The 25,672-nt window shown below is 56.7% G+C and carries 21 protein-coding genes; 11 read left to right on the top strand and 10 right to left on the bottom strand.

Annotated features, from left to right (window positions below):
* Positions 1–3 precede the first annotated feature (3 nt).
* The 3 genes from MOP87_RS10265 (at position 4) to MOP87_RS10255 (ending at position 2,577) form a co-directional block, all read left to right on the top strand.
* Entirely contained in the window at positions 4–576 is a 573-nt protein-coding gene (locus tag MOP87_RS10265; protein WP_027915670.1) for a 3-hydroxyanthranilate 3,4-dioxygenase, read from the top strand.
* Entirely contained in the window at positions 573–1,559 is a 987-nt protein-coding gene (locus MOP87_RS10260) for an amidohydrolase family protein (RefSeq protein WP_027915671.1), read from the top strand. The genes MOP87_RS10265 and MOP87_RS10260 overlap by 4 nt, the downstream gene beginning before the upstream one ends.
* A 61-nt stretch (positions 1,560–1,620) precedes the next feature.
* Positions 1,621–2,577 carry a LysR family transcriptional regulator gene (locus MOP87_RS10255; protein WP_027915672.1) on the top strand — a complete coding sequence of 319 codons (957 nt, stop codon included), beginning with the start codon at positions 1,621–1,623 and terminating at the stop codon, positions 2,575–2,577.
* Positions 2,578–2,685: 108 nt separating this feature from the next.
* Here MOP87_RS10255 and MOP87_RS10250 read toward each other — a convergent pair whose 3' ends face one another.
* Entirely contained in the window at positions 2,686–3,285 is a 600-nt protein-coding gene (locus tag MOP87_RS10250) for a cytochrome b (protein WP_025754653.1), read from the bottom strand.
* Positions 3,285–4,352 carry a catalase family peroxidase gene (locus tag MOP87_RS10245; RefSeq protein ID WP_232238343.1) on the bottom strand — a complete coding sequence of 356 codons (1,068 nt, stop codon included), beginning with the start codon at positions 4,350–4,352 and terminating at the stop codon, positions 3,285–3,287. The genes MOP87_RS10250 and MOP87_RS10245 overlap by 1 nt, the downstream gene beginning before the upstream one ends.
* Before the next feature lie 104 nt (positions 4,353–4,456).
* Between MOP87_RS10245 and MOP87_RS10240 the strand changes: the two genes are divergently transcribed.
* The gene (locus MOP87_RS10240) at positions 4,457–4,852 is read left to right on the top strand and encodes a helix-turn-helix domain-containing protein (RefSeq protein WP_231100239.1); all 396 of its coding nucleotides are present in this window, start codon (positions 4,457–4,459) and stop codon (positions 4,850–4,852) included.
* 105 nt (positions 4,853–4,957) lie between these two features.
* On the opposite strand, the gene MOP87_RS10235 is transcribed toward MOP87_RS10240, so the two are convergent.
* Positions 4,958–5,752: a helix-turn-helix transcriptional regulator gene (locus MOP87_RS10235; protein ID WP_161774925.1), complete on the bottom strand. Its 795-nt coding sequence runs from the start codon at positions 5,750–5,752 to the stop codon at positions 4,958–4,960.
* An 88-nt stretch (positions 5,753–5,840) separates the two neighbouring features.
* Between MOP87_RS10235 and MOP87_RS10230 the strand changes: the two genes are divergently transcribed.
* Positions 5,841–7,049 carry an MFS transporter gene (locus tag MOP87_RS10230; RefSeq protein WP_242810501.1) on the top strand — a complete coding sequence of 403 codons (1,209 nt, stop codon included), beginning with the start codon at positions 5,841–5,843 and terminating at the stop codon, positions 7,047–7,049.
* 220 nt (positions 7,050–7,269) lie between these two features.
* On the opposite strand, the gene MOP87_RS10225 is transcribed toward MOP87_RS10230, so the two are convergent.
* The 6 genes from MOP87_RS10225 to acnA all read right to left on the bottom strand — a co-directional run bounded on the left by MOP87_RS10225 (position 7,270) and on the right by acnA (position 15,514).
* Complete coding sequence (locus MOP87_RS10225) at positions 7,270–8,292, bottom strand: alpha/beta hydrolase (protein WP_242810500.1); 1,023 nt, start codon at positions 8,290–8,292, stop codon at positions 7,270–7,272.
* 88 nt (positions 8,293–8,380) lie between these two features.
* A complete protein-coding gene (locus MOP87_RS10220) occupies positions 8,381–9,106 on the bottom strand; it encodes an ABC transporter substrate-binding protein (RefSeq protein WP_027915677.1) in 726 nt (241 codons plus the stop codon).
* A gap of 13 nt (positions 9,107–9,119) precedes the next feature.
* Complete coding sequence (locus tag MOP87_RS10215) at positions 9,120–10,310, bottom strand: OprD family porin (protein WP_231100331.1); 1,191 nt, start codon at positions 10,308–10,310, stop codon at positions 9,120–9,122.
* A 136-nt stretch (positions 10,311–10,446) separates the two neighbouring features.
* Positions 10,447–11,667, bottom strand: coding sequence for a lactonase family protein (locus MOP87_RS10210; RefSeq protein ID WP_231100241.1), 1,221 nt, complete (start codon positions 11,665–11,667; stop codon positions 10,447–10,449).
* Positions 11,668–11,738: 71 nt separating this feature from the next.
* Positions 11,739–12,887 (bottom strand): 2-methylaconitate cis-trans isomerase PrpF, encoded by a 1,149-nt coding sequence (gene prpF, locus MOP87_RS10205; protein ID WP_025755077.1) that lies wholly within the window; start codon positions 12,885–12,887, stop codon positions 11,739–11,741.
* A complete protein-coding gene (gene acnA, locus MOP87_RS10200; protein WP_242810499.1) occupies positions 12,887–15,514 on the bottom strand; it encodes an aconitate hydratase AcnA in 2,628 nt (875 codons plus the stop codon). The genes prpF and acnA overlap by 1 nt, the downstream gene beginning before the upstream one ends.
* 295 nt (positions 15,515–15,809) lie before the next feature.
* Between acnA and MOP87_RS10195 the strand changes: the two genes are divergently transcribed.
* From MOP87_RS10195 to MOP87_RS10180, 4 genes are all read left to right on the top strand, one after another.
* Positions 15,810–17,129: a CitMHS family transporter gene (locus MOP87_RS10195; RefSeq protein WP_089230175.1), complete on the top strand. Its 1,320-nt coding sequence runs from the start codon at positions 15,810–15,812 to the stop codon at positions 17,127–17,129.
* A 255-nt stretch (positions 17,130–17,384) separates the two neighbouring features.
* Positions 17,385–17,552, top strand: a complete 168-nt coding sequence (locus MOP87_RS10190) for a hypothetical protein (RefSeq protein WP_242810498.1) — start codon at positions 17,385–17,387, stop codon at positions 17,550–17,552.
* Between the two features lie 406 nt (positions 17,553–17,958).
* The gene (locus MOP87_RS10185; protein WP_027915682.1) at positions 17,959–18,885 is read left to right on the top strand and encodes a GntR family transcriptional regulator; all 927 of its coding nucleotides are present in this window, start codon (positions 17,959–17,961) and stop codon (positions 18,883–18,885) included.
* A 1,447-nt stretch (positions 18,886–20,332) separates the two neighbouring features.
* Positions 20,333–20,701 carry a histone-like nucleoid-structuring protein, MvaT/MvaU family gene (locus MOP87_RS10180; protein ID WP_161774806.1) on the top strand — a complete coding sequence of 123 codons (369 nt, stop codon included), beginning with the start codon at positions 20,333–20,335 and terminating at the stop codon, positions 20,699–20,701.
* Between the two features lie 235 nt (positions 20,702–20,936).
* Here the strand turns inward: MOP87_RS10180 and MOP87_RS10175 are convergent, their stop codons facing one another.
* Positions 20,937–21,878, bottom strand: coding sequence for a tyrosine-type recombinase/integrase (locus tag MOP87_RS10175; RefSeq protein WP_242810497.1), 942 nt, complete (start codon positions 21,876–21,878; stop codon positions 20,937–20,939).
* A gap of 206 nt (positions 21,879–22,084) precedes the next feature.
* On the opposite strand from MOP87_RS10175, the gene MOP87_RS10170 reads away from it, so the two are divergent.
* Together MOP87_RS10170 and qatA are read left to right on the top strand one after the other, a co-directional pair.
* Positions 22,085–23,083, top strand: a complete 999-nt coding sequence (locus tag MOP87_RS10170; protein WP_242810496.1) for a DNA-binding protein — start codon at positions 22,085–22,087, stop codon at positions 23,081–23,083.
* A 441-nt stretch (positions 23,084–23,524) separates the two neighbouring features.
* On the top strand, positions 23,525–25,474 hold the full coding sequence (gene qatA, locus MOP87_RS10165) for a Qat anti-phage system ATPase QatA (protein WP_242810495.1): 1,950 nt from the start codon (positions 23,525–23,527) through the stop codon (positions 25,472–25,474).
* Positions 25,475–25,672: the final 198 nt, after the last annotated feature.

The following is a 25,672-nucleotide window of genomic DNA, read 5'->3' as shown; positions in this document are numbered from 1 at the left end:
ACCATGGACAAGCATCACTTCAGCGCCCCTTTCAACTTCAACCGCTGGATAGACGAGCACGCGCACCTGCTCAAGCCGCCGGTTAACAATCAGCAGATATGGCAGGACAGCGATTACATGGTTACCGTGGTGGGTGGGCCTAATCAGCGCACCGACTTCCATGACGATCCGGTGGAGGAGTTTTTCTACCAGTTCAAGGGCAATGCCTACTTGAACGTCTGGGACCGAGGTCGCTACGAGCGCGTCGACCTCAAGGAAGGCGACATCTACCTGATGGCCCCCCACGTTATCCATTCGCCGCAGCGTCCTGAGCCCGGCAGTCTGTGTCTGGTGGTGGAGCATCGCCGCCCGGAAGGGCAGTCCGACGCCTTGCAGTGGTCCTGTGCGCACTGCGGCACCGTGGTCCGGCGCTATGAGTTGAGGCTCAAGAGCATCGTTGCCGATCTTCCACCGGTATACGACCAATTCTATACCACCACCGATGAAGAGCGTCGTTGCCCTGGTTGCGGCGAAATCCACCCAGGCCGCGATTGGCAGACCTGGCACAACACACTGCGTGAGGTCCACGACTTATGAAAATCGATATCCATTCGCACTTTCTTCCCCGCATTACTCAAGCCGAGGCCGCCCGCCTGAGTCCTCAGCGTGGCCCTTGGCTGCATACCGAGGGGCGTCAGGGGCAGATCATGCTGGGAGATAAGCCGTTCCGTCCGGTACATGATGTGCTGTGGGATCCGCAGCGCCGCATCGAACACCTGGATGAGCAGGGCTTGGACGTGCAAGTGATGTGCGCAACGCCGGTGATGTTCGCCTACGACCAACCTATCGCGCAGGCGCTGCCGTGGGCACAGATGATGAATGATCGAGCCCTGGAGATGACGGCCCAGGTACCCGATCGCCTCAAGGTGCTGGCCCAGGTACCCCTGCAAGATATCGAGGCGGCCTGCCTTGAGGCCAGCCGGGCCAAGGCCTGTGGCCATGTCGGGGTGCAAATCGGCAATCACGTGGGCAACCACGATCTGGACGAAGCGGGCCTGATCACCTTCCTGCACCACTGTGCGGTGGAAAATATCCCGTTGCTGGTGCACCCGTGGGACATGATGGGCGGCGAGCGCATGAAGAAATGGATGTTGCCTTGGCTTGTCGCGATGCCGGCGGAAACACAGCTGGGTATCCTGTCGCTGATCCTGTCTGGCGCTTTCGAACACTTGCCGGCGTCCCTGCGCATCTGTTTCGCCCATGGCGGCGGCGGCTTCGCCTTCCTCCTGGGACGGGTAGATAACGCCTGGCGCCATAGAGATATTGTCCGAGAGGATTGCCCGGAACTGCCGTCAAGCTATGTCAAACGTTTCTTCGTCGACTCGGCGGTCTTCGACCCTCGTGCACTGCGTTTGCTGGTGGACGTGATGGGGGCAGACCGCGTCATGCTCGGCTCCGACTCTCCCTTCCCGCTAGGCGAACAGGCCATTGGTGCTGGTGTACTGGAGCATCCGCAGTTGAGCGAGCAGGACAAGTCGCGTATCTGCGCCGAGAACGCCCGGGGATTCTTCGGCATTTGATTGGCCATCGCGAACGAGCGGCAACCTGATCGGAAAAAAGTCGTGGTTGCCGAGGAGCGTCATGAAATCAAGCGTACTTACGGTTTCGCGCAAGCTGAAGTTCTACCAACTGGTGGTATTCGACCAGGTCGTGCAGAGCGGCTCACTAGTGCGTGCAGCTCAGATATTGAACATGACTCAACCTGCCGTCACCAAGGTTATCCATGAGATAGAGTCGTACTTCTCCGCGCCGTTGCTGGTACGTAGCAATCGCGGCGTGCGCCTGACGGAGCTGGGCGAGGTAGTGCTGCGCAGAGCCCGTGCAATGCTGGCAGAGCTTAGGGCGCTAACTGATGAAGTGCAGGCTCATCACGAGGGGGGGGCAGGCCATGTGGTTGTAGGCACGCTAATTTCAGCTTCGGCATCGTTGTTGCCGCTCGCGCTACGGCTGCTCAAGGAGCGCGCCCCGCAGGTGCTGGTGTCGGTGCGGATCGGGCAATTCGATCAACTCTTCCCCGCCTTGATAGTGGGTGAGGTGGACCTGGTGATCGGGAGGATCCCTGACGACTGGCGGGGGCGGGAGGAGAGCCGGACGTTGGGCGTTGACTCGCTTTACGTGGAGTCTTTGTCGATCGTTGCCGGAAGCCGACACCCGCTACACGATCAGGCCGTGTCGAGCTTGGCCGATTTGCAGGCCTATCCGTGGATTTTGCCGCCACCCGGCTCGTCACTACGTCGTACCGTCAATGGGCTTTTTGCCGAGGCTGATTTACCGCTGCCAGCCAATGTAATCGAGTCGCTGTCGGTGCTTACCAACGTAGCGTTGATGCAGGACCAGAAGACTGTGGGTTTGCTGCCGATGGAGACGGCTAGGCAATTGTCTGGTCAGGGCGGGATTCGAAGCTTCACCTTCGGCACGCCCTTACGTTTCGGCGGGATCGGCTGTTTTTATCCCCATAACCGTGACCCCGGGCCTGCCGCCAAGCTTTTTAGGGAATGCACCCGACTTGCCTGCGAGCGGCATGTCATCAGCGACTGACAGTCGCCCCCCGGTAGAACCAGTGATGGTTATTCCGCCAAAAGGCGAGAGCGGCCAGTCAGGGCTGACCGCTATCGGTTCAACGCCAGCGCGGGATATTCAAACGCATCAAGACGTGGGCCGCGAGCCGGATCCAGCTTTAGCTCGTTCGTCGCTGGCGCCTCGGGCCATGCTGGAGAAAACACCGTCTCTTAGTACCCAGGCATGCATCAATGCGGCGCCCAGATGTCCCAGGATGATCGCGAACAGCAGCCACGCCAGAGCGCCATGTGCCAGCCGAAGCCATGCGTAGAGCACCGGGTTTTCCGGAACCAGCGCAGGCAAGCTCCAGTCGCCCAGAAGGATGACGGGCCAGTTGCCTGCCGAACGCACCGCCCAGCCGAGCACTGGCAACCCCACCATCAATAGGTAGAGCAAGCCGTGCAACAGGTGGGCGGCTACGGCTTGCCAGCGGGGAATACTTGCGGGCAGTGCCGGCACAGGCCGGCAGAAGCGATTGGCCAGGCGCACCAGTGCGAGGCAAAGGATGGCGATGCCCAACGGCTGATGCACGTCGATCAACACGGGACGGAGGGCTAATGAGCTCATCATGGCTACCCCGATGAACAGCATGGCCATGATGGCGATCGCCATTGCCCAGTGCAGTAGCCTGGCGGTTAGGTTGAAGTGCCGGGGACTGCGCGTACGGGTAGTTGGTACGTCTTGCATCACTTGTGCTCCTGCTGGCCAATGGCGTCGGTTGCCCTGCCGAACGCGATTTCGCGCAGACGTGCATTGTAAGAGTGCGAGTAAATACCCGCGCGCGCTGCTAGCACAGGATCGTTCGAAAGCGCGATACCGGATGGCACCAAGGTGGGGTCGAAGTTGATATCGCGACAGCCCCCTTCGCGCTGATCGCGAACGCTGGTCACTTCCAGCGTGCCGGCGACCACTTGCTGTCGCTCGGCGGGCCAGGGTTGTGACGGATCATCGACCGGATCTCCCGCCTGCGCCAATTGCAGTACCAGATCCCAGCGAACGGGCGCTTGTGCCACCCGCTTCTTGATATCGTCGAACAGGAAATCACGGCTGGATCGCGCCCGCTCTTCCGGGGAGAGGCCATGGAAGGGAGCGTGGGGCCGCATGAACCAGCGCACGGGCTGGCGTGTGCCATCTGCCGCAAGCAGGATAAATGCGTTGATGACGTTGTACTGGGCCTGCGCAAAGCTGCTCGGCCAAGGCGCAGTCGCCTTGTACTCCACCGCCTTGCGAGCCTCTGGGTACTTTTCGAAGAACGCCCCGACTCGCGCGGGGTCAGGCTGTCCGGTGGTCGGGTCAGGCTCGAATGCGTGCCTTTGTGCCAGGAACCCCTCGGCATCACGCGTAGGGAAGTAGGGGGCATTGTTCAGCTTCATCCGCCATTGAGATCTGTCGTCTGCACTCAACAACAAGGCCATGCTCACCGTGGCGGTAGAGGCGTCCGGCGCATGGGGGTCGGCGGATCCGATCGAGAAACGTCCGATTGCCGGGACTTCATCCTGGGCGAACACTCGAGCGGTCGAGAGCGACGCCGCTGCATTGCTGCTGCGAAAAACTCCTGCGAAACAGATGCCCTTACCATGCGCTCGACGATAGCCCGGTTCGAAGTGCTGCAGCGAGTCACCGAGAAACGTTCGAGTGGTGGTTCGGCCCCCGACCAGCCCGGCGGCCCAGGCGAATGACAGTGCCAGTGCGCCGACGATGGCTGCGATGACCAGCACGGGCATCCAGCGTTTATTGAATGTGGGACGTTGCAAAGCGCTCACCCTGACCTTGACCGATGATTGGCACGCACTATAAGTTTGCTACCCCACCCTAAGGAAGTACGCACCTTTTGGTTAGTACAATGACTGACTCTCGCTTGGACACCGTCAACCCCCAAGACTCATCCGCGCTTGACGAGCACACGCTGACCGCCAAGCTCAGGCGCGGCGACCTATTCACGGGCAAATGCAAGGCTAGGGAAGTGCTGTCTCACGTCACGAGTCTGTGGGGAATGCTATGCCTGATTGCGCTAATTGACGGCACGCTGCGTTACAGTGAGCTGCGTCGCAAAGTGAACGGCGTCAGCGAAAAGATGTTGTCGCAGACCCTTCAGCGGCTGGAAGGCGATGGTTTCGTGCGCCGGACCTCATATCCCATTGTCCCTCCGTGGGTCGAATATGATCTGACCCCTTTTGGTCAGGAAGCCGCCGCGCATGTTGCGGCACTTGGCGACTGGTTGGAGATGAATCTCCATAAAGTCCCTAAAGCCTAGCGGGGTCATGACGACTCATAGCTTCCATTGCCGGATTTATACAACGGCCACTGTGTAAAAACTAGTTTTTGATAGCTTCGGCCCCTCGGATTCGCGAGCGGAGTGTTAGCGCAAAGAAGAGAAGTACTGGGTAGGTGACTTACCTACGGCTTTCTTGAACATCGTAATGAAGGCATTAACGGAGTCATATCCAAGAATGCCCGCCACACGTTGCACGGATACCCCCTCTGCCAAATGGCTGAGTGCGATCATCAAATGCAGCTGCTGGCGCCACCGCCCGAAGCTGAGCCCGGTCTTGCTTTCAACTAGCCTGGCCAGCGTTCGTTCACTAGTCGCAAGCCGAGTGGCCCATTCGCGCAGGGTGGTGCGGTCGCCGGGAGTAGCAAAGAGCGTATCCGCGATGTGTTTGATCTTCGGATGGTCTGATATTGGCAAGTGCAGCTCTTTCACCGACGCATCGGAAAGCTGCTCGAGTAGCACTGCAACCAACCGCGCGGCCTTGCCCTCTGAAAGACAAGAGCGGTCCTGCTCAACAAGGTGCAGGATCAACTCCCGGACAAGCGGCGTAATAGCAAGTGTACAGCACCCATCAGGCATGACAGCTGCGCTGGGCTCGACGAACAGAAAGCAGGTACTGGCATTCGCGGTTACACGACAACAGTGTGGCTTGCCGCCGGGGATCCATACCGCGTGCTGGGGTGGCACCAGCCAGATTGCGTTCTGCACCTCACAGCTCACCGCCCCCCGCAAAGACAAGATCAGTTGGCCTTTACGATGATCATGTGTGCCGGTGCCGGAATGATTAGGTTCCGGCACAACCTTGAGTGCAATCGCCGCCTGGAAAAAAAGGTCTGAATCGAAATCTTCTGGTGAGGAAACGACATTTTTTGAGAATGGCATGATTTAGGTATCATATGGCTTGATATCTATATTCTATAACTCTCAAGCTCTCTACAGTTGCCTTTTTTTTAGAGGACAGCTAGAGAATATGTCAGATACAAAAAACAAGTGGCAGGCCACCATGCTCGTCGCGGGCATCCTGCTTATTGCCATTAATCTGCGCGCTCCCTTCACGGGCATCGCGCCCATTCTGCCGCTAATCCAGAAGGATTTTGGCTTGAGTGCATCAGCACTGGGCCTGCTCACTTCACTGCCACTCCTTGTTTTTGCGGGGTTCTCCCCGCTCAGCGCTGCGGTCGCACGAAGGTCCGGTACTGAGCGCACCCTTTTCGGTGCTCTGTTGGTGATTTCAGTGGGCATCCTACTCCGCTCCGCAGGTAGCGCGTGGGCGTTATACGCTGGTTCGATACTGATAGGCACCGGAATCGCCCTTGGCAATGTGTTGCTTCCCAGCCTGATTAAACGCGACTTCTCATCGAAAATGGCGTCTATGATCGGCGCTTACTCCATCACGATGGGCGCAGCAGGTGCTGTTGCGTCAGCCGCTATCGTTCCTCTGACCCAATCATGGGGATGGTCGATAGCCCTGAGTTTGGTGGTGGCAGCCCCGCTGTTGGCGATGTTGGTGTGGCTACCGCAGTTGAAAGTTAAAGAACACCTGAGCCTGCCCAGCCCGAACCAAGCGGCATCTGAGGCGGTATGGCGTTCGCCGCTTGCCTGGCAAGTCACCCTGTTCATGGGGCTCAACGCGATGCCTTTTTATGTCACAGTGAGCTGGCTTCCTACTATTCTGATGAACCATGGGATATCCCCCGAACAAGCAGGAACAATACACGGCACGCTTCAACTGACTACAGCGATTCCCGGCTTGATCCTGGCGGCCACGCTTCGCCGTCTCACAGACCAAAGACTGGCGGCCGCTACCGTCAGTCTGCTAACAGCCTTATCACTTATCGGACTTATTTATGCGCCAGGCCACGCTATGTGGTGGGCCGCATTCCTAGGCTTTGGTTCTGGCGCCAGCATGATGCTCGGCCTGACGTTCATCGGTTTGCGCACAAAGAACTCCGTTGACGCGGCTGCACTTTCAGGAATGGCGCAATGTGTAGGCTATTTGATGGCAGCAGCAGGCCCGATATTGCTGGGGCAACTGCACGACTCAACCGGTGGTTGGACGGCACCGCTGCTGACCACCGCCGCCATCTCTATCGCAGGTGCATTCACCGGCATTTTGGCAGGACGCAACGTCCAAATCGAACCCTCTTCTCGCTGCGCAGAATTTACTGGTTCTGAGTAAGGGGAGGCAGTGCTTGCCAGATCGGCTTGCGGCTGAGTTAACGTCCCGAAGCCCGCTGCCATCCGATCGACAGCATTGGTAGCTTAAGGCACGGTAATACATGCGCACATCCCAGGCTCTAGGATCAGGGCCTACATTAGTCACTGCTTGGGAGAATATGGCATGCGTCTGCTGGTGAGTTTCGCCACCCAGCCTGCGACTCAAGACCAACCTTGATCAATCAATCGAAGGCCCGAGCGTCGAAGAACTGAATGGTAGTGTTTAAGGCTTCTAGATTGGTTTTATGAGTGATCGTACTATCTTGCTCGCAGATGAAGCTGTGACCAACATCGGGATACACAGTAAGTTGGTGCGGAACGTTAGCTGCAGCTAACGCATGCGCTAATTGAATACTTTGTAAGTAAGGGACTTTTTCATCTTTTCTCCCTACCAAAATCAAGGTGGGCGCTGTTTCGTTGCTAACTTCTAACGCCGGACTGGCCCCTTTAGGAACATCCGAGGAGTCGGGTAAGTAACGCAGTAATTGCGACTCTGGAGCGAGCTCGTGCTGCGGAAGAGACAACCCGAGGAGTTGGGCTTGATAAGGTAGGGTTTGGAAGCAGAACACGCCGTACCATACCGCTACGGCTTGAATTGTGACAGCACGGCCTCCAGGTTCGGCCGCGGGAGAGTTACCATCGGTCCACGGGTTGCCCAAACTTGCAGCGATCTGCGCGCCAGCGGATACTCCCCAGACGTAGGTATTGGTAGTGTCAATTTGAAGATCTTCAGCGATTCCTGCCAGATAATTCAGGGCGGCTTTGGCATCCTCGAGCTGTCCAGGCCACCTCACTTCCGCGCTCAGTCGGTAGTTGATCGACGCCACGGCATATCCGCGGGCGGCTATCTCTGCCAGCAGCCGCGGGAAATCGCTGAACACTCCTGACCGATGACTGTCGCCTCGTCGCCATCCGCCGCCATGTATATAAATCAGCAACGGGGAAGGAGAGGACCGACGCGGGCTGGGCGGTAGGTAAAGGTCCAGTGTCAGAGGACGATATCCCTCGATCCGTGCGTAGGGCATTGCTCCATTAAGGGTTACGCCATTGTCAAACTCAACAATCCAGGGCGGCATTGCGTCTTTGTACACCATCGAAGCGCTGGTCTTTGCGTCTATCCAACTGTCCATTCTATTGGGATGCTCTATTGCTGATTCGCGAACGATCTGAAGAACCGAACTTGCCAAAAAATTGATTGATGGCACTAACGATTACCCTGTAACTGTTTGTTTTCACAGATCGGGACCAGTGAAGCCCATCAGATTATATGAGGCCTCGTCTCCAGTATCGACCTCAACGGGGTGCGCTGACGTCGGTTTGCCCGCTGGCAAGTAATGCACCCCGGATGAAGCCCTCGGCCAATCGTCGTTCGACGAAGTCTCTAACATAGGCTGCTCCAGCATCACGGCCTCGTGGCACTGCGACTGCTTGGCGGATAGCGGTGAAGGCTCCCTGCATCACCCGATAATTCTGATTCTTGGCTGCGATTTGTTCCAGCGGTTGTCTGACCCCGGCGGCAGCATCCAGGTCTTGGTCAATGAATAGGTCTACTGCACCTGCAGACGTTTCAGCTCGGTGTAGCTCTGCATGCTGCAACGTACGTGACAGGTACAGGTCGTAAGCAGCGCCGTTGCCTACCGCAAGCCGAAGTCCAGGTTGATCCAGGTCCTCGGTTTTGGAATAGGGCGACTCGGCCTTTACCAGATAGGTCCCTTCGATAAGTACGTAGGGTTCACTGAAGCTGATCTGGGCGGCGCGGACAGGCTCGATAGCCAGGAAGGCCAACGTCCACGCGTTGTCTTCAAGTGCAGCGAATACCTTCCCGGCCGCGTCGTATGTGCGCAATTCGAGACCTACGCCCAGCTCTTCGGCCAGCGATTTAGCAAGTGCAACAGAAACACCATGCGGTTCTCCGTCAGCGCCTGGCTGAGCCAGCACTGGGTTACCGAAGTTGATCGCCGCACGCAGAATGCCGTTGGGCGCCAGGTCCTTGAGAACCTGCTGGGCAATAGGGCTCATACCTTCTCCTGGGTTAGAAAATTGGGAATGTGTAGGACACGATCAGGCGGTTTTCATCCGCGCCACGTGCAAAGCTCGATCGATAGCTCGCGTTACGCCACCGGACCGATACGTTCTTCAGGGCACCGGATTGCACCACATACTGCAGTTCAGTGTTGCGCTCCCATTCATGGCCCTCACCGGTGATGGTCGCTGCGTCGGCCTGGTCGCCTCGCAGGTAGCGGGTCATGAAGGTCAAGCCAGGAATGCCGAGAGCCGCGAAGTTGTAGTCGTAGCGCAATTGCCAAGACCGTTCACCGGGCTCGGCGAAGTCGTTGAGCTGGACGAAGTTGACCAGGTAAGGATCAGTTCCATCGAGATAGGGCATGGAGGTAGAACCGTTCATCTTTTGCAGTCCCAGACCAAGCGCATGTCCGCCCAAGCTGTAGGTGAACATGCCGGAAATTGCTCTGCTATCGATACGTCCGCCCAAAGCTCGACCGTCATCGTCGCTATCCATGTAGCGAAGATCAGCTTTGATCTTCCCGGGGCCCACTGGAATCGAATAGTTCGCCCCCACGAAGTGTTGGTGGTAGACCTGTTCCAGCTCTGCATATTGATAGGTCAGTAGCAGGTCTTTTGTGAGCTGGTAATCCAAGCCGCCCAGCCAGAAGGCGTCACCTTCGGTATTGCCTGTGAAACGACGGTTTTTGTTGTTTAGTGTGATCGGTACGCGGTCTGTCGAGTCGCGATCGGTTTGGCGCTCGAAGCGGGCACCGATGAAGGACAGCGAATCGAATTCTTTGCTGGTGAGCAGGCCGCCCTCAAAGGTCTGGGGAAGGAGGCGGCCAGTGTTGGCCTGAACAGTGGGCAGCTTGGGGATCAGAGTGCCGTATTTAAGCTCTGTCTCGGATAGGCGCATCTTGCCAGTCAGGCCCAGGCGGCTGAACTCGTCAGCAGCGCGACCATCATCATGAGTCGGTAACAGGCCAGTACCGGTTCGATCGGGACTTGAGTCCAGCTTCAGGCCGAGCATGCCCAGAGCATCGACCCCAAAACCGACTGGCCCTGGTGTGTATCCGGACTTCGCATCGAGAATGAAACCATGGGCCCATTCTTCGCGCTTTGACTGGCCAGCACCGTCACGGAAATCGCGGTTGATGTAGAAGTTCGTCGTTTGCAAGGTGACCTTGCTGTCGTCGATAAAGCCATCCCCATAGGCCATAGCTGCGGCCAGGCAAGGAGTAACGGCGAGAAGCTTGCAACCAATCTTGTTTTTGTTATGCATGTGCTGCTCCATCGATTGGAACGTGGGGTATAGGCGTGCCTCCCGGCACGCCAGGATCAGGAAAAAAAGAGGTTCAAGCGGTGCGGAAAATCATGCAGACCGGGCTGCCGGTCTGGATCTGATGCTCCAGCAAAGCCAGTTCGCCTTTCGGGCTAATGGAGAATGTCTTGATGTTGTCGCTGTCTTCGTTAGCGACGAACAAGAAGCGACCGTTAGGGGACGCGGTCATGAACCGAGGCTTCTTGCCGTGGCTAGGTACGTTGCCGATCGGGTTGATCTTCCCGGTAGGCTGATCCACCGAATAAATGGTCACGCTGTCATGCCCGCGATTTGAAGAGAACAAATGTACTCCATCCGGTGCAATGACCAGCGCTGCTGCACGGCTGTCCCCTACAAAGTCCTGAGGGAGGGCTGGAACCATCTGGAATGGAACCAGGGAGCCGTCATTCTGGTTGTAGCGGTAGCTGGTGATCGTGCTGTCCAGTTCGTTCACGACGTAAGCAAATGACCCGGTCGGAGAGAACACCACATGTCGAGGTCCGGCCCCCTCGCGTGCCTTGATTTCATGCGCTAGTTCAGGCTTCAGTGCGGTCCCGTTCTGCTTCAAATCGAACACAAAGACTTTATCCAGTCCTTTGTCCGGGACCACCAGGAAGCGGCCCGATGGATCGCGTGGGATCATGTGCGGGTGGGAGCTCGCCTGCTCGATCTTGTGCGGGCCAGGGTTGCCCGGAAGGTCGTATTTGCTGATGACGGGTTGCAGGTGGCCGGTCTTATCGAACGGCAGAATGACAATGCTGCCGGTGGCATAGTTGGCCACAGCGAGGAATTTGTTGCTCTTGTCCACGGTAAGATGGACGGGGTTGTTCCCTTCGCAACTAACCGAGCTCACCTTCGTGAGCGTTCCGCTGGCTGGCTCAATTTGGAATGAGCTGACAATGGACTGGTCGCCATGCACGCAGAACAGCAGGTTCTGGGTTTGGTCGAGGCACAGGAAGGATGGGTTCGTCAGATCGCCGACGGTTTGAACCAGTTCGGAGCGACCTGTCTGCGGGTCATGTCGATAAACCGTGATGCCTGCACCGCGGGCGTTACGCTCGCGAGTGGTTCTGGAGCCCACATAGACAATTTGGGTTTTGTTCGAGTTGGCAGGCTGCATAGCGTTCTTCTCAGGTCCTGATTTGGCATCTGCCGCTCCCGCGCCGAGGCCCAGAATGGTTGCCGCAGCGACGATGGAAGTAGAAGAGAGCAGCGTGCGTCGAGAAATGGCGGGTGAGAACGGTGATGGGCACATAGCAAAATCTCATCGTTGTTTTTGTTGTGATGAGTACCGCCGACCTTCGAAGGTCGGCGGTAGCTGAGCAATCAGTACTTCGACGGTACGAGCACCCAGCCTTCCATCAGGCGACGGGCGCTTCGGCTCATGACGGCCTTGTCCACAATCCAGTTGCCATCGACTTGGGTGGTCTGCGCGCCTACGGCAACGGTGCCGGCGGTGTGGCCCATGTTGACTTGGCGTTCACCGATATCGCCGACGATACGGTTGACCAGCGTGCCTTCCAGAGCGGCCGCCACGGCAACGGCTACAGCGCCAGTGCCGGTGATTGCGTGGTGCAGTTTGCCCATGGAAAGGATGCGGGCGATCACATCGATCTCGCCGGCTTCGACTGTCTTGCCACCGGCAGCGCCGTAGGTTTGCGGCGGAGCTACCAGGCAGAGCTTCGGCGTGTGAGGGCGAAGGCGCGTTGCTTCTTCAGCGGTAGCCGCCAGACCCATGGCCACGGTGCAGTGTGCGCGGATGGTTTCCAGCGATTGCAGCAGTTCGGCGTTGCCGTTGACCTGGTCTTGGGTCTCGGTCCCGGTCAGGCCAACGCGCTGGGCGTCGACGAAGATCGTCGGGTTGCCTGCGTTGAGCAATGTTGCCGGCAAGCCTGGGAAGCCAGGGATATCCAGTTCATCCACGACATTGCCGGTTGGCAGAATGCTGCCGCCCGAACCGCCAGGCTGAAGGAATTCCACGACGATTTCGGCAGCAGGGAAGGCGACGCCATCCAGCACGAAATCACCTTCTTCAACGACCTCGCCATCCTTCATCGGGACATGGGCGATGATGCGTTTCTGAATATTGGCCTGCCAGATGCGGATGGTGGCGATGCCGTCACGAGGCGCATCGACGAGCCCTTGGCGAATCGCGAAAGGACCGACGGCTGCGCTCAGGTTGCCGCAGTTACCGGACCAGTCGACAACCGGGTTTTCGATTGCCGGGGCGCCGAACAGGTAGTCAACATCGCAATCGGTACGACCCGATTTACCGATGATGACGACCTTGCTGGAGCTGGAGGTGGCAGCACCCATGCCGTCGATCTGCTTGCCATAAGGATCCGGACTGCCAATGACGCGAAGCATCAGTGCATCGCGCTCTGGGCCTGCAGCCGGAACATCTTGCTCAAGGAAAAAGACGCCCTTACTGGTGCCGCCGCGCATGAATACGGCAGGGATTCGAACTTGAGTCATTACACTGCTCCTTCCAATTGCTTCGCTTTAGCAGCCTTGTCCATGCTCTCCACCAGCAGCTGCGGCAGCAGGCCGCCGCGGCGGAAGTAGCGCACGTCTTCATGTGTATCCAGGCGGCTGGTGACGGTTACGTTTTCAGTGGAGCCATCTGCACGCTCAATGACGAGTAGCAGCTTGTCGCCAGGCGCGAAGGTGTCGTTGATGCCTTCCACCGAGAACTTCTCGTGACCGGTCAGGCCCAGCGTCTTGCGAGTTACACCTTCTGGGAACTGCAGCGGGAGGATGCCCAGGCCAGCCAGGTTGGTGCGGTGGATGCGCTCGAAGCTCTCGGCCACGACAACGCGCACGCCCAGCAGGCGAGGGCCTTTGGCTGCCCAGTCACGCGACGAACCACTGCCGTACTCCTTGCCTGCCACTACTATCAGAGGCTGCTTGCGATCAGCATAAGCTTGGGCGGCTTCGAACACGGTGCTCACGCGGTTTTCCGGCAGCAGCAGCGTCCAAGGGCCTTCGCGGCCGTCAGTCATCAGCTCGTTCTTCAGGCGAGGGCTTGCGAAGGTGGCGCGCTGTGCGGCTTCGTGGTTGCCGCGACGAGTGCCATAGGAGTTGAAGTCATCAACACCAATGCCGTGGCCTTTCAAATACGAACCTGCGTCGCTGTCCGGCAGGATGGCGCCCGACGGCGAGATGTGGTCGGTCGTAATGTTGTCCGCCAGCATCACCAGAACGCGCATGTCTTTCAGGTCGCGTTGAGGGTCGGTAGCAGTCAGCTCATCGCTCCAGTACGGCGGCTTGCGGATGTAGGTGCTGCTCTGGTCCCAGGCGTACTGATCGGTAACGCCGGCGCGCAGGTCAGAGGCGATGACGCCCGCTTCGCGAGGTACCGAGCTGTAAGCCTTGTCGAACAGGTCGGCCGACAGTGCTTTCTTCTCGATCTCGTCCAGCTCTTGATCCGAAGGCCACAGCTCGCTGAGGTAAACCGGCTTGCCTTCGGCGTCGGTGCCGAGCGCATCCACTTGCGGGTCGATGCGGTAGGTGCCAGCAATCGCGTACGCCACGATCAGGGGAGGGGACATGATGAACACTTCACGAGCCAGCGGGTGTACGCGACCTTCGAAGTTGCGGTTACCGGAGGTCGCTGCAACGGTTTCCAGCTTGCGAGTGCGAATTTCGTCCTCGATCTCTTTGCTGAGCAGAGGGCCGGACATGCCGTTGCAGGTCGTGCAGCCGTAACCAACAACGTTGAAGCCCATGTTGTCGAGGTCCACGTTCAGACCTGCACGGTCCAGGTAGTCGGCGACCACCTTGGAGCCGGGTGCGAAGGAAGCCTTGACCCATGGAGCACGACGCAGACCGCGCTTGAGTGCATTGCGGGCGACCAGGGCCGCAGCGATCACGCCACGGGGGTTGGAGGTGTTGGTGCAGCTGGTGATGGCGGCAATCACGACCGAGCCGTTATCCAGGTCGGTAGGGACGTCTTTTGCTGCTTCGCCTTTACCCAGCAGGATGCGCTGGTGAGGTTGTTTCGGGCCGGCAATCGCACGACCAACGGTGCTCAGGTCGAGGGTGACGACACGGTCGTATTCGACCGATTCCAGGCTGTCATGCCACAGACCTTGATGTTTGGCATAAGCCTCGGTCAGCTCGGCAATCTCACCGCCGCGACCGCTGAGTCGCAGGTAGTGCAGGGTGCGATCGTCGATCGCGAACATTGCTGCGGTAGCGCCGAACTCAGGAGCCATGTTGGACAGGGTGCCACGGTCCGCCAAGGACAGGGCGGCAACGCCTGGGCCATGGAATTCCAACACGCTGCCGATTACGCCGGCTTTGCGCAGGCTTTCGGTCAAGGCAAGCGCGATGTCGGTAGCAACGTAGCCCGATGGCGGGACGCCTTCCAGTCGGACGCCGACGATTTCTGGAACCCGCATCATCAGGGCTTTGCCCAGCATTGCGGCTTCTGCCTCGATACCACCAACACCCCAGCCCAGCACGCCGATGCCATTGATCATGGTGGTGTGGCTGTCAGTGCCGACTAGCGTATCTGGGAAGGCCCACAGATCACCTTCGGATTCGCGCGTACCGATGACGGTGGTCAGGCGCTCCAGGTTGATCTGGTGAAGGATGCCGTTACCGGAAGGCACGATCGACAGGTTGTTGAAGGCCTTGTTGCACCAGTCCAGGAAGGCAAAGCGCTCGGCATTGCGCTCGCGCTCGATAGCTTCGTTATCGGCCAATGCGCTGGCATCCCCCCAACGCTCTACGTTCAGCGAGTGGTCCACGACGAGGTGAGTAGGGGTGACCGGGTTTACCTGACGTGGATCACCGCCTGCTTTTGCTACTGCGTCACGCAGGCCGGCCAGGTCGACCAAGGCAGGGGTGCCGAGCAGGTCCTGAAGTACTACGCGAGCGGGGCGGAAGGGAATGTCGCTGTTTTTAGAGCGAGTGCAAATTACTTTCAGCGCCTCGTTCGGCTCTGCCTCGGTACGCAGGACGTTCTCAACGAGGATCCGGAGGCTCATTGGCAGGCGGGCGAAGTCGCCGCCTATCGCTTTTACAGCTTCAGATACGTTGCAGACGCGGTAGTTGCGACCGTTCACGGCCAGGGTTTGGCCAATGTGCTTGCTCATGCCGGGGACCTCACAGGCGTGTTTTTTGTGAGGCGATATTGCACTTTGTCTAAACTTGAGTCAATTTACCTCCAGCAGAAAAACTTCGGTCGAGCGCCGAATGGTCACCTTGAAGCCTGAAGACCGGCCATTGATCTGCCTGCCAGCCTTTCCCGCACAAAGACAAAAACGAGGAAATTCAAGATGAAATGCAATCAGACCTACCGTAAATCCGTCCGGCCTCAGTCCGCTCCTTCCGCTTCGTACCGCTAAAAGCCTGGCTTCGCGGCACTAATAAAATAAGGAGAGAGCCATGCTGCTGACCGTGCTCGGTTTTTCGATGGTCACCTGTTTCATGTACCTGATCATGACCAAGCGGCTGACTGCCCTGGTCGCCCTGATTGTGGTACCGATCGTGTTTGCCCTGATTGGCGGTTTCTATGCCGGCCTGGGCACGATGATGCTCGACGGCATCAAGACTCTGGCGCCGACTGGCGTCATGCTGACCTTCTCGATTCTTTACTTCGGCATCATGATCGACGCGGGACTGTTCGATTCATTGGTGCGCTGCATCCTGAAGATCGTGAAGGGTGACCCGCTGAAGGTCTTGGTCGGAACCACGATCTTGACCATGCTTGTATCCCTGGATGGCGACAGTTCCACTACTTACATGATCGTGGTCGCCGCATTCCTGCCGCTTTATCAGCGCCTGGGAATGAGCGTTCTGGGCCTGACCTGCGTGGTCAACATCGCAAACGGCATCATGAACATTTCCCCGTGGGGTGGTCCTACTGCCCGTGCTGCGGCTGCGCTGCATGTCGATGCAATGGACATCTTCCTGCCGATGGTGCCGTCGATGCTGCTGGGCTGCGCCTGCTTGCTCTTCATCGCAATTCTGCTGGGTCGACGTGAGCGTGCTCGCCTGGGCGTGATTGCCGTGGATGATTTCCACAACGGCTCTATCGCGTTGGGTAATGGTTCGCATGAGGAGTGCGATCGCAATCGCCGTCCGCACATGTTCTGGCCCAACCTGTTACTCACTGCAACGATGATTGGCGTGTTGATGGCAGGTATCGTACCGATTCAAGTGCTGTTCATGGTCTGCTTCGCCATCGCGGTGATGATCAACTACCCACATCTGGAGCAGCAGAAAGAGCGTATCTCCGCTCACGCGGGCAACGTTCTCGCGGTGACTTCGGTCATTTTCGCCGCAGGCATCTTCACCGGCATCCTTTCGGGTACCGGCATGGTCGATGCGATGGCGAAGGGGCTGTTGGCAGTCATTCCTGATGCGTTTGGCCCATACCTGGCGGTGTTCACTGCCTTGGTCAGCATTCCGTTCACCTTCTTCATGTCGAACGATGCCTTCTACTTCGGCATCTTGCCAGTGATCGCCCAGACCGCCGCTACCTACGGAATCTCGCATCTGGAGATCGCCCGGGCATCGGTGGTTGGTCAGCCTGTTCACTTGCTCAGCCCATTGGTGCCTTCGCTATATCTGCTGGTGGCGTTGGCAAAAGTCGACCTGGGTGACCACCAGCGCTTTGCGTTGAAATGGGCGCTCCTGGTGAGCATGGCCATGTTGGTAGGTGGCGTGATGTTCGGAGCATTCCCGGTCTATCACTCAGCTTCGTAAGTTGATGGCTGGCCGTCGGCTCTGCTGGCGGTTGGCTGTTGGCTGGGTATCTGTTCTTCGGCAAGCCTGAAGACATGCGGTGGCTGTGCAGCCAAGAGAGCAAAACTATCCTGGATTCGCGTTCCGGTGGCGGCAAAAAGGGGGTGCTGCAGCTTCTGCGCAAGGCTGCAACGTCTACACCCAGTATCCCCTCCTGACCTGGCTGCCGAGCTACCTTCAGCAAGAGCGGCATCTATTGCTGGAGAAATCGGTCTAGTGACTGCCATCCTGTATGCTGCTGCAATCGCGCTATACATGGGGCTGGGCAACCTCATCGGCTGGTATCTGACTCGCGGTGGCGGGTTTAACTCAGGCAAGCGCCGTAACGTGATTGCGATCTCGATGCTGATTGATAACTGCATTTTTTCTTGTGCCGTTTGCTGAATCTACTGCATCGCTGGTTTTGATTACGTCGCTCACTTTGGCTGGCATCGCGTCGACTACTTCGCTGAACTTCTCTTTGCTCAAGGACCTGCTGCCAAGTACCGGTGACGTTGTCGGGCAGTTGCGTTCATTGTCGTTGGCGGAAACCTTTTCGGTGTGGCCGCTCCGAGCGCCACTGGGACGCTGTTCAAGCCACGAGTTCGTACAACTGGTCCTCATGATCGCAGGCATCCTCCTGGTGGCTGGTGCGTTTATTGCACTGCTATGACCCGTAAGCCAATGGTCTCGACATCTGTTAACGCCGAACTCCATTTGGAAATGAACCCGCAAAAGGCATAATGTGGGAGCTGTGGGGTTCGTCTGATGGGAGGAGCCCCACAATCCAACGCCCCAACTCGGAAAAGATATGAATTTGACGCCTCTTCAAGCCCGCGTGGCTCGCGATATCGTTGCCTATGTTCGCCAAGAGCAACTGGCTGCGGGGCATCATGTCTCGGAGCTAGGACTGGCTAAGGCTTTGAAGACGTCACGAACTCCTATCAAGATTGCTCTCAACTACCTTGCCGAGCGAGGATTGCTGAGTCAGGACCGCAATCGCGGTTTTTTCCTGGCCAAGCCCTATGATGATCTGGCTGAAATTGCCCAAGATTTGTCGGTCTCCATCGACGACCCGGTCTATCAGCAGATCGCGGTGATGCGACTGAACGGCCAGATTCCTGAGCAGTTTGCTGAAACGGACCTGATGCGTTTATTCAACATTTCACGCTATATGCTGCGAGGGGTTTTGAGCCGCATTCAACAAGAAGGCTGGATTGAGCAGCGTGCCGGCCAAGGCTGGCAATTCCTGCCGATGATCGACTCGGTCGAAGCCTACGAAGAAAGCTATTCCTTCCGAGCGATCATCGAGCCGGCGGGACTGCTTGCCCCAACGTTTATGATCGATACCGAAGCTTTGGCTCGCTGTAAAAAGCAGCAGCAATTCATTGCTGATGGCGGCTACCTGACCATGACTCCGCAGGAACTGTTCGAATCAAATGCTCAGTTTCACGAGACGCTTGCCAGCTTTTCCGGCAACAGATTTCACGTCCAGACGGTTCGTCGTCTCGACCAGCTTCGCCGTCTTGTGGAATACCGTCAGGCTAGCAAGCGCGCTCCTCGGCGAGAGCAGGCGGTTGAGCATCTCGCTATCCTTGCTTGTCTTGAAAAAGGTGATCGGCTTGCAGCAGCTGATCACATGCGTAAGCACCTGGAACAAGCTCGCCGGCATAAAGTTGCAGCTGAGTTATTCGAGGCAGGTGAGCTGCCAATCAAAGTTGCTTTTGAGTCGGATTGAGCTGGCAGTCTGGACCGCTTGTTCTATTCAGTTGTCTTTCCGGTTTAAATTGCGCAGTGCTGGTTTTCATGTTCCAGCGTACGTTCATCCGGTCCATGTTGGTGATGTCTGGTAGAGGTGGTTATAGCGGAGTCGTTTGTTGGCGCCCGCTCAGCGATAATTTCTGGATGTTGCATCAGATAGGCCTCGAACGCACGAGCGATCTTGTAGCTATTGTAAGGGGCCCCTATCCATAAGCCAGCTAAAACAAACAATTGGAGGCCCGTATGCTAGCGATAGATTTACTAGGCCCTTGCTCATCAGCAGGTCCGAGTTGCTGGAGTAGTCAGTTCCGTTGTTTCTGTGCGAATGGATCAGGTTCGCGGTCTAGCGGCATTCGTTTTGGGTAACCATCAATTGGCGGCTAACTGGCTCATCGAACCGGCCCTTGGCTTGGGGGGGGGCGCCCCCTGCAGTCTTCTTATGGATAACGAAGGGTATCGCCAAGTCTGCGAGTGCCTTGTGAGAATGGATTATGGTGTTTATTGATGCGCTGAGGACGTGAATGTGAGTTCCGGCGTTTGGATAGTAGGGTCCCGCTGCGGTGGCGGAGTGCTATGTAGGTTTGAACGGATGGATGAGGTGCACGAGAAGTGGAAAAAACATGCGATACAGACTCGATTGTTTTGATCGTGGAGCAACATGATTTTCGTCATCCAGTTTTGACTCGTGCGGCCTGACGGCCTTCGCTGAGCGGATTGGGTCGTCCCCATTCGCAGCAGATCTGTGACAGACAGAATCTGATGAGTAACAGTTTAGGGTGGCTGAAGAATTTCCGCTTCCTTTGTCCGGTCTGACCAGAAATATGCACAACGAAGCACATCATAGATGCGCAGGTTCATAGTATTTACTAATAAAAATCTTATCTTCATTAATCATTACTATTAATGGCAGCAATGGTAGTAGCTCACTACCTCTCGTCGCAGGATCGACCATTCTCAATCGAAAGGTCGTTTTATGAACTGGTCAGACCGCTGCGCTTAACGATTTGTATTTCACTTCTGGGGGCAAATAAAGTCAATTCAGCTGCAAATTCAAGCTCACAACGCTATTTACTCGAGGAGTGTGACCTGACCGGTCTAACCTGTTACGCCTGCTCGTGTGGTTGAGGAGCGTGCGAAGCTAGGCCGGGCTGTCGTCCTATCAGTCTGGGTATAGGAAGTTAACCGTCGGTTGAATGTGATGCGCGTGACGATTGAGCGTGTCGAAAAGGCACGTGAATTCTGCAAGCAGAGTAGCCTGCGGTCAGTACAACATCATGAATGTGTCAAGATTTATGCACTCTAGAGAAAACAATCCATGGTAAGTTAAAGTCAACGATGATTTAGAATCAGCGTCAAACTAAAAGACATCGTTAACGAAATGCTTTAGGATGTCCGACTATTTTCATTAAATTTGAGGATCTCATATGTCCCGCCTGGCAGAATTCCGTCAGCTTGAGCAAAAATTGGCCGCCCAGCTGGCCGAGCTGGAAGAAATGAAAAGCTCTTCTGAGCTGCAGAAAGAAATCGAATTTGAGACCAAGCTGCGCGATTTGCTGAGCAAATACGGTTACAGCCTTCGCGACATTATCAACATTCTGGATCCGCAGGCGAACCGTCGTTCAGTCGCTCCTTCAGCTGCAGAAAAGTCCCCGCGCCGCGCCCGTCAGGTGAAGCAGTACAAGAACCCGCACAATGGCGAGATCATCGAAACCAAGGGCGGCAATCACAAGCTGCTTAAGGAATGGAAAGCCGAGTACGGATCCGAGGAAGTGGAAAGCTGGCTGGCTCGCTAGAATCATCTTCCGAACGCAGACAAACCGCCTTCAAGGGCGGTTTTTTTATACATCCCAACCGCTGGCATTGAATCAAATTTCTACGTTTTCAATGGCTACACCCGATTGGACCGGGACGTCATGAGATGTAAGTGAGCTGAGATGGCCATCTGTCTCGATCATGCCTATCCAGAAACTCCAGCCAGCAGCGGTCAACGCAATCCTACCTCTGTTGGCAATCAGAGCGCGCCAGAAATCACCCCTCAAGCTTCCGCACGAGTCCGCCGAATTGCTGGGCGGGCTCCACATAGCGCAGCGCCGACTTCATGTCACTCCATCCTACGTATTCCATCAAGGTCTTGATGTCCCAGCCTGAACTCGCCGCCCATGTGGCAAAGCCCCGCCGGATGGAGTGAGCGGTAAACGTTTGAGAGGGTAGGCCGCAGCGCTCTAGGGTGCCCCGAAGAAGGGGGATGAGACTGTGGGCAGCGAGAGGTTGATCGCTGATGTTGCCCCAACGATCAATGCCCCGGAATACGCCGCCGCGGGTGAGGCCAGAAGCTTCCAGCCAATTGAGGTATGCCTCCACAGGACATAGCTTGGTCAATGAAGGGGTTTTGTACTCCCTCCCGATATTTTGTCGATCCCCCTTGCTAGTTCCCAAGTAAAACCTTATCCCAACGTAGCGCTCGGCATGTGTGTTCTCGATGGTGAGCCTGGCGAGTTCGTCTCCGCGAAACCCTCTCCAAAAGCCGATCGTCAGCAGGGCGATATCGCGAGTCGCTTTGAGTAGGCTAGACATGTTGCCGGCGGCTCTTGCCTGAACAACCTCCTCCTGGAGATGCGCCACTGCCTTTTCGAGATGCAGCAATGCTAGGGGTGCCGCTTGCTTTTGCTGCACAGGGTGTAATGCCCGAATGCCTTTTAACAATTGCCTGACCTTGGGTGCTTTAGTGGGGTCAGGGAATCCGTTGCTTTGATGCCAGTTGGCTAGGGCAGCCAAGCGCTGCTTGAGGGTACTGAGCGCCAGTTGGTCAGCGTACTCAGCGATATACCGTACCACTGACTCACTGGTAGTGGGCAGATAGCCGCCCCAGGTCACCTCGTAGTGGGCGAGGGCAGCCGCATAGCTCTTCGAGGTGTTCTCTCGAACGCTCGCCTCTAGGTACCTCTCTGCCTTGCTGACCACTTCAACCACGCAATTTTCCCCGCTTCGAGCCATCGGTTGCTCGCTTTTACCATTTGTACGGCATTTCTAACCATTTTACTGCCGCTCAACGGCATGACAAGCCATAAACCTCGATTATGTCTTGCCAAAAATTAAGGAATAATTGCTATATAAAAGTGTTAAAGTGGCACGTAATTACATGAAACGTAAAACAGTACGAAATCGTAGGGGCAGACGTGGCTAGAGGCGGCATTAACCTGGTACTGGTGCGCAAGGCTCGCGAGGCGCTGCTGTCGAGAGGGCAGAACCCTAGCATCGACGCGATACGCATCGAACTTGGAAATACCGGCTCAAAGACAACGATTCAGCGGTTTTTGAAGGAGATTGAATCACTCGACCCTCGACCCTCGGCTTCGCCTTCGCGCCTAAGTGATGAACTTACGGAGCTGGTGGGTAAGATGCTTGAACGCCTGCTTGAGGAGGGAAACGAAGCCTTGGCGCATGAGCGGGCCGCATTTGAGCTTGAACGCAAAGCGATGGCAGCTGAGAGCGGTACACTTCAAAGCAAGCTTGAGCAATCGCAATTGGAGATCGCCAAGCTGCAGTCAGCCCTGCAGGCTCAGGACGAAGAACTCAAGATCGTTCAATCCAGCCTACAAACCGAGATCACTCGAAACGCCCGGATCAGCCAGAGCTGCAGCGACCTTGAGATTCGCGTGCAAGAGAAGGACGCCCAGATCGAATCTCTGGAGGAGAAGCATACGCATGCCAGAGAAGCACTCGAGCACTACCGAGTAGCGGTAAAGGAGCAGCGCGACCAGGATCTAAACCGTCACGAAACTCAGATCTACCAGATGCAGCAAGAGGTGACACTCCTCCAGCAGACGCTCATGGTTAAGCAGGAAGAAGCCACTCGACTGATTCGCGATAACGAGCGATTGATAGCCGAAAACCGTCAGCACGCCAAGGAGGCCAGCCAGCATCGTGACGCTATCGAGCATCTGAGAGGCGACCTGGGCATCGCCAATGCTGCAACTGCTCGCGCGGAAGGGGCCAAAGAGCTACTGGCTCACCAGCTCGAAACCAAGAGTAAAGATGCTACCGATGCCCATCTGGCTGGAACAGCAGCGCAGCAAAGGGCAGAAGAGTTGAAGGCACTACTCGAGCAGTCTGAAAACGAGCTAGAAGCACTTCGCGCTGCGATTGAAACCAAGGATCGGTCTGAAAGTCGGTAAGCCTCGAGCCGAGACTTAGCAAGGAGTACTAATGTACTCCTCCCAACCTTTAAGCATACGAGTTTCTTTGCGCCTTTACCCAGGGCTGATCAATAGCGATTTACTTGGCTAGATGCGTTGGGCCGGGTAACCGGATTCAACAGCCCCATAGGGGAGCATGGCGAAATAGCAGGCCGACACATTCCGCAGCAGAATTACTCCCAAGTACGCCTTACCGCTAGCCAAATCGCATGAGATGAGGAGCCTAAGGTAGCCCACCAGTTCTGGCGGGGCAAAATACAGTAGCAATACTGCAAAATGGCGTATTGACATCAGTCGACGGGCTTTGGCCTACTCCGGTCACCAAATTGTGCCCGTTATGTGATGTGAGACCGGTCGCTTCCTAGCGCTGAGTTCACTGTCATGGGTTGCACCCCAAATGCTAGGAAGGGAGTTCTCTGCATGTTCCTGAACGACCAGGAAACGGCTACTGACCTGCTGTATTACGCCCCCATTGCCAAAACGGTACAGCGCCTGCTTCACGAATCGCGGGGCACCCCGGTCACTATTGGCGTTCATGGTGATTGGGGAGCAGGTAAATCCAGTGTCCTGAAGATGACTCAGCAACTGCTCAACGCGGATAAGCGCGTCTGCTGCATATGGTTTAACGGGTGGACATTCGAAGGTTTCGAGGATGCGAAAACTGTCGTTATCCAGACCATTGTTGATGAGCTGAGACGTGCTCGCCCAGGCTCCACGAAAGTTGCCGAGGCCGCAAAGAAAGTCTTGCGGCGTGTGGATTGGTTCAAGCTGGCCAAGCATGCCGGAGGGCTAGGCTTCACCGCGCTAACCGGCATCCCTAGCATTGACCAGCTCAAAGGGGCGGTGGAATCGATTTCCTCCTTCGTGCAGAACCCAGGTGACCATCTAAGCGTTGAGAGTCTAACCGGCCTTGCAGAGAAGGCCGGGGGCTTCATCAAGGATGCCGAAACAGAGTCTGAGCAGCTTCCCGAGCACATGCATCAGTTCCGAGTCGAGTTCGAAGAGCTTCTGACCGCCGCCGACATTGACCAATTGGTGGTCATCGTTGATGACCTGGATCGATGCCTACCCAAAACAGCCATCGCCACGCTCGAAGCCATCCGACTCTTCCTCTTCGTAAATCGAACTGCCTTCGTGGTCGGTGCCGATGAGGCAATGATTGAGTACGCGGTACGCGAGCACTTCCCAGACCTGCCGCAAGGTGCGGGGCCCGTGACCTACGCACGTAACTACCTGGAGAAACTCATCCAGGTACCGTTCCGCATCCCGGCCCTCGGATTGGCGGAGACTCGTAGTTACATCACGCTGCTGCAGCTCGAGAGCTGTGTGAAAACGGACGACAAACAATTCAAAAGCCTTTTGGAAACCGCCCAGCAGGACATGCTCCGCCCCTGGAAGAGCACAGGCCTCGACCGCAAGGCTGTAGCTGGCGCCTTCGGCAACCCGCTTCCGGAGTTTGCCCAAGAAGCACTGGACACTAGTGCCTTGTTAGCCCGGATCTTGAGTGAGGGTACCCGCGGTAACCCACGGCAGATCAAACGCTTCTTGAACTCCATGATGCTTCGCTACGCCATCGCCGATGCTCGAGGGTTTGCTGAGGACATCCGGCGCCCAATACTTGCAAAAATCATGTTGGCTGAGCGCTTCCACCCCGATTTTTACGAGCAACTGGCACGGATCGCGAGTCTGGATGCGAATGGCGTGGTACCTGCCATCGCCGAGTTGGAGAAGCGGGCTAGGAAATCCAGGGAGAGGATTTCAGAGCCAGAGGAGGGGAAAAGCTCCGGGAAGCTCAAGGCGGTGGCCACCTCTGGAGAGGTGAACGACTGGGAGAAGAGTGATTGGATTAGCAATTGGGCGGCGATTGACCCCGCGCTATCGGGCATTGATTTGCGGCCGTACATCTTCGTGACTCGCGACAAGCGCAGCTCGTTGATGGGGCAGGTCGCAGTGAGTCATCTCGAGGCGCTCGTCGACAAGCTGATGGGCCCACCATTGCAGTTCAGACAAGGGGCCACGAAGAAAGAAATTTTGGGATTGGCTGAGGTTGATGCCGAGAATGTTTTTGATGCTCTCCGCGATCAGATAATCCAGGCGGACGATTTTTTGGATCAACCTAAAGGAGTTGCGGGGTTGATCGAGCTTGTCAAACAACGCCCCGCACTACAGAAACGCTTGGTCGAATTTGTCCGATCATTGCCCACACAAAAACTCGGCATGTGGGCTCCAGCCCCATGGCATGAGTGCCTGAAGGATACGAACGCTATCCAAGCGCTTGAGGGAATTCTCAGGGGCTGGAGCCAGCAGGTCGAAAACGAGAATCTCCAGAAGGCGGCCAATCGCGTACTGGCCTTCAGCGGCAAATCATAAGGATTGATATGGGTACCTCCAAAGGATATGGAGGCCCGAGCTCCGGCTTGGTGCCTTCCTGGATTGATGATGTTGCGCAGCCAAGCGCACCGGCTGCTCAAGCCAACGGGCCAGGCCCGTCAAATCCATCGCAACCTGGTGCTATGCCATCTCAGCCGGGCTCCGCGCCATCAGCGCCAGTGAACAATGACGGCACTG

It is taken from the genome of Pseudomonas sp. I3-I5 (assembly GCF_022699445.1).
In the GTDB taxonomy this organism is placed as follows: domain Bacteria; phylum Pseudomonadota; class Gammaproteobacteria; order Pseudomonadales; family Pseudomonadaceae; genus Aquipseudomonas; species Aquipseudomonas fulva.
Note: the sequence above shows the minus strand (reverse complement) of the source record. Positions and strands in the feature narration are given on the sequence as shown.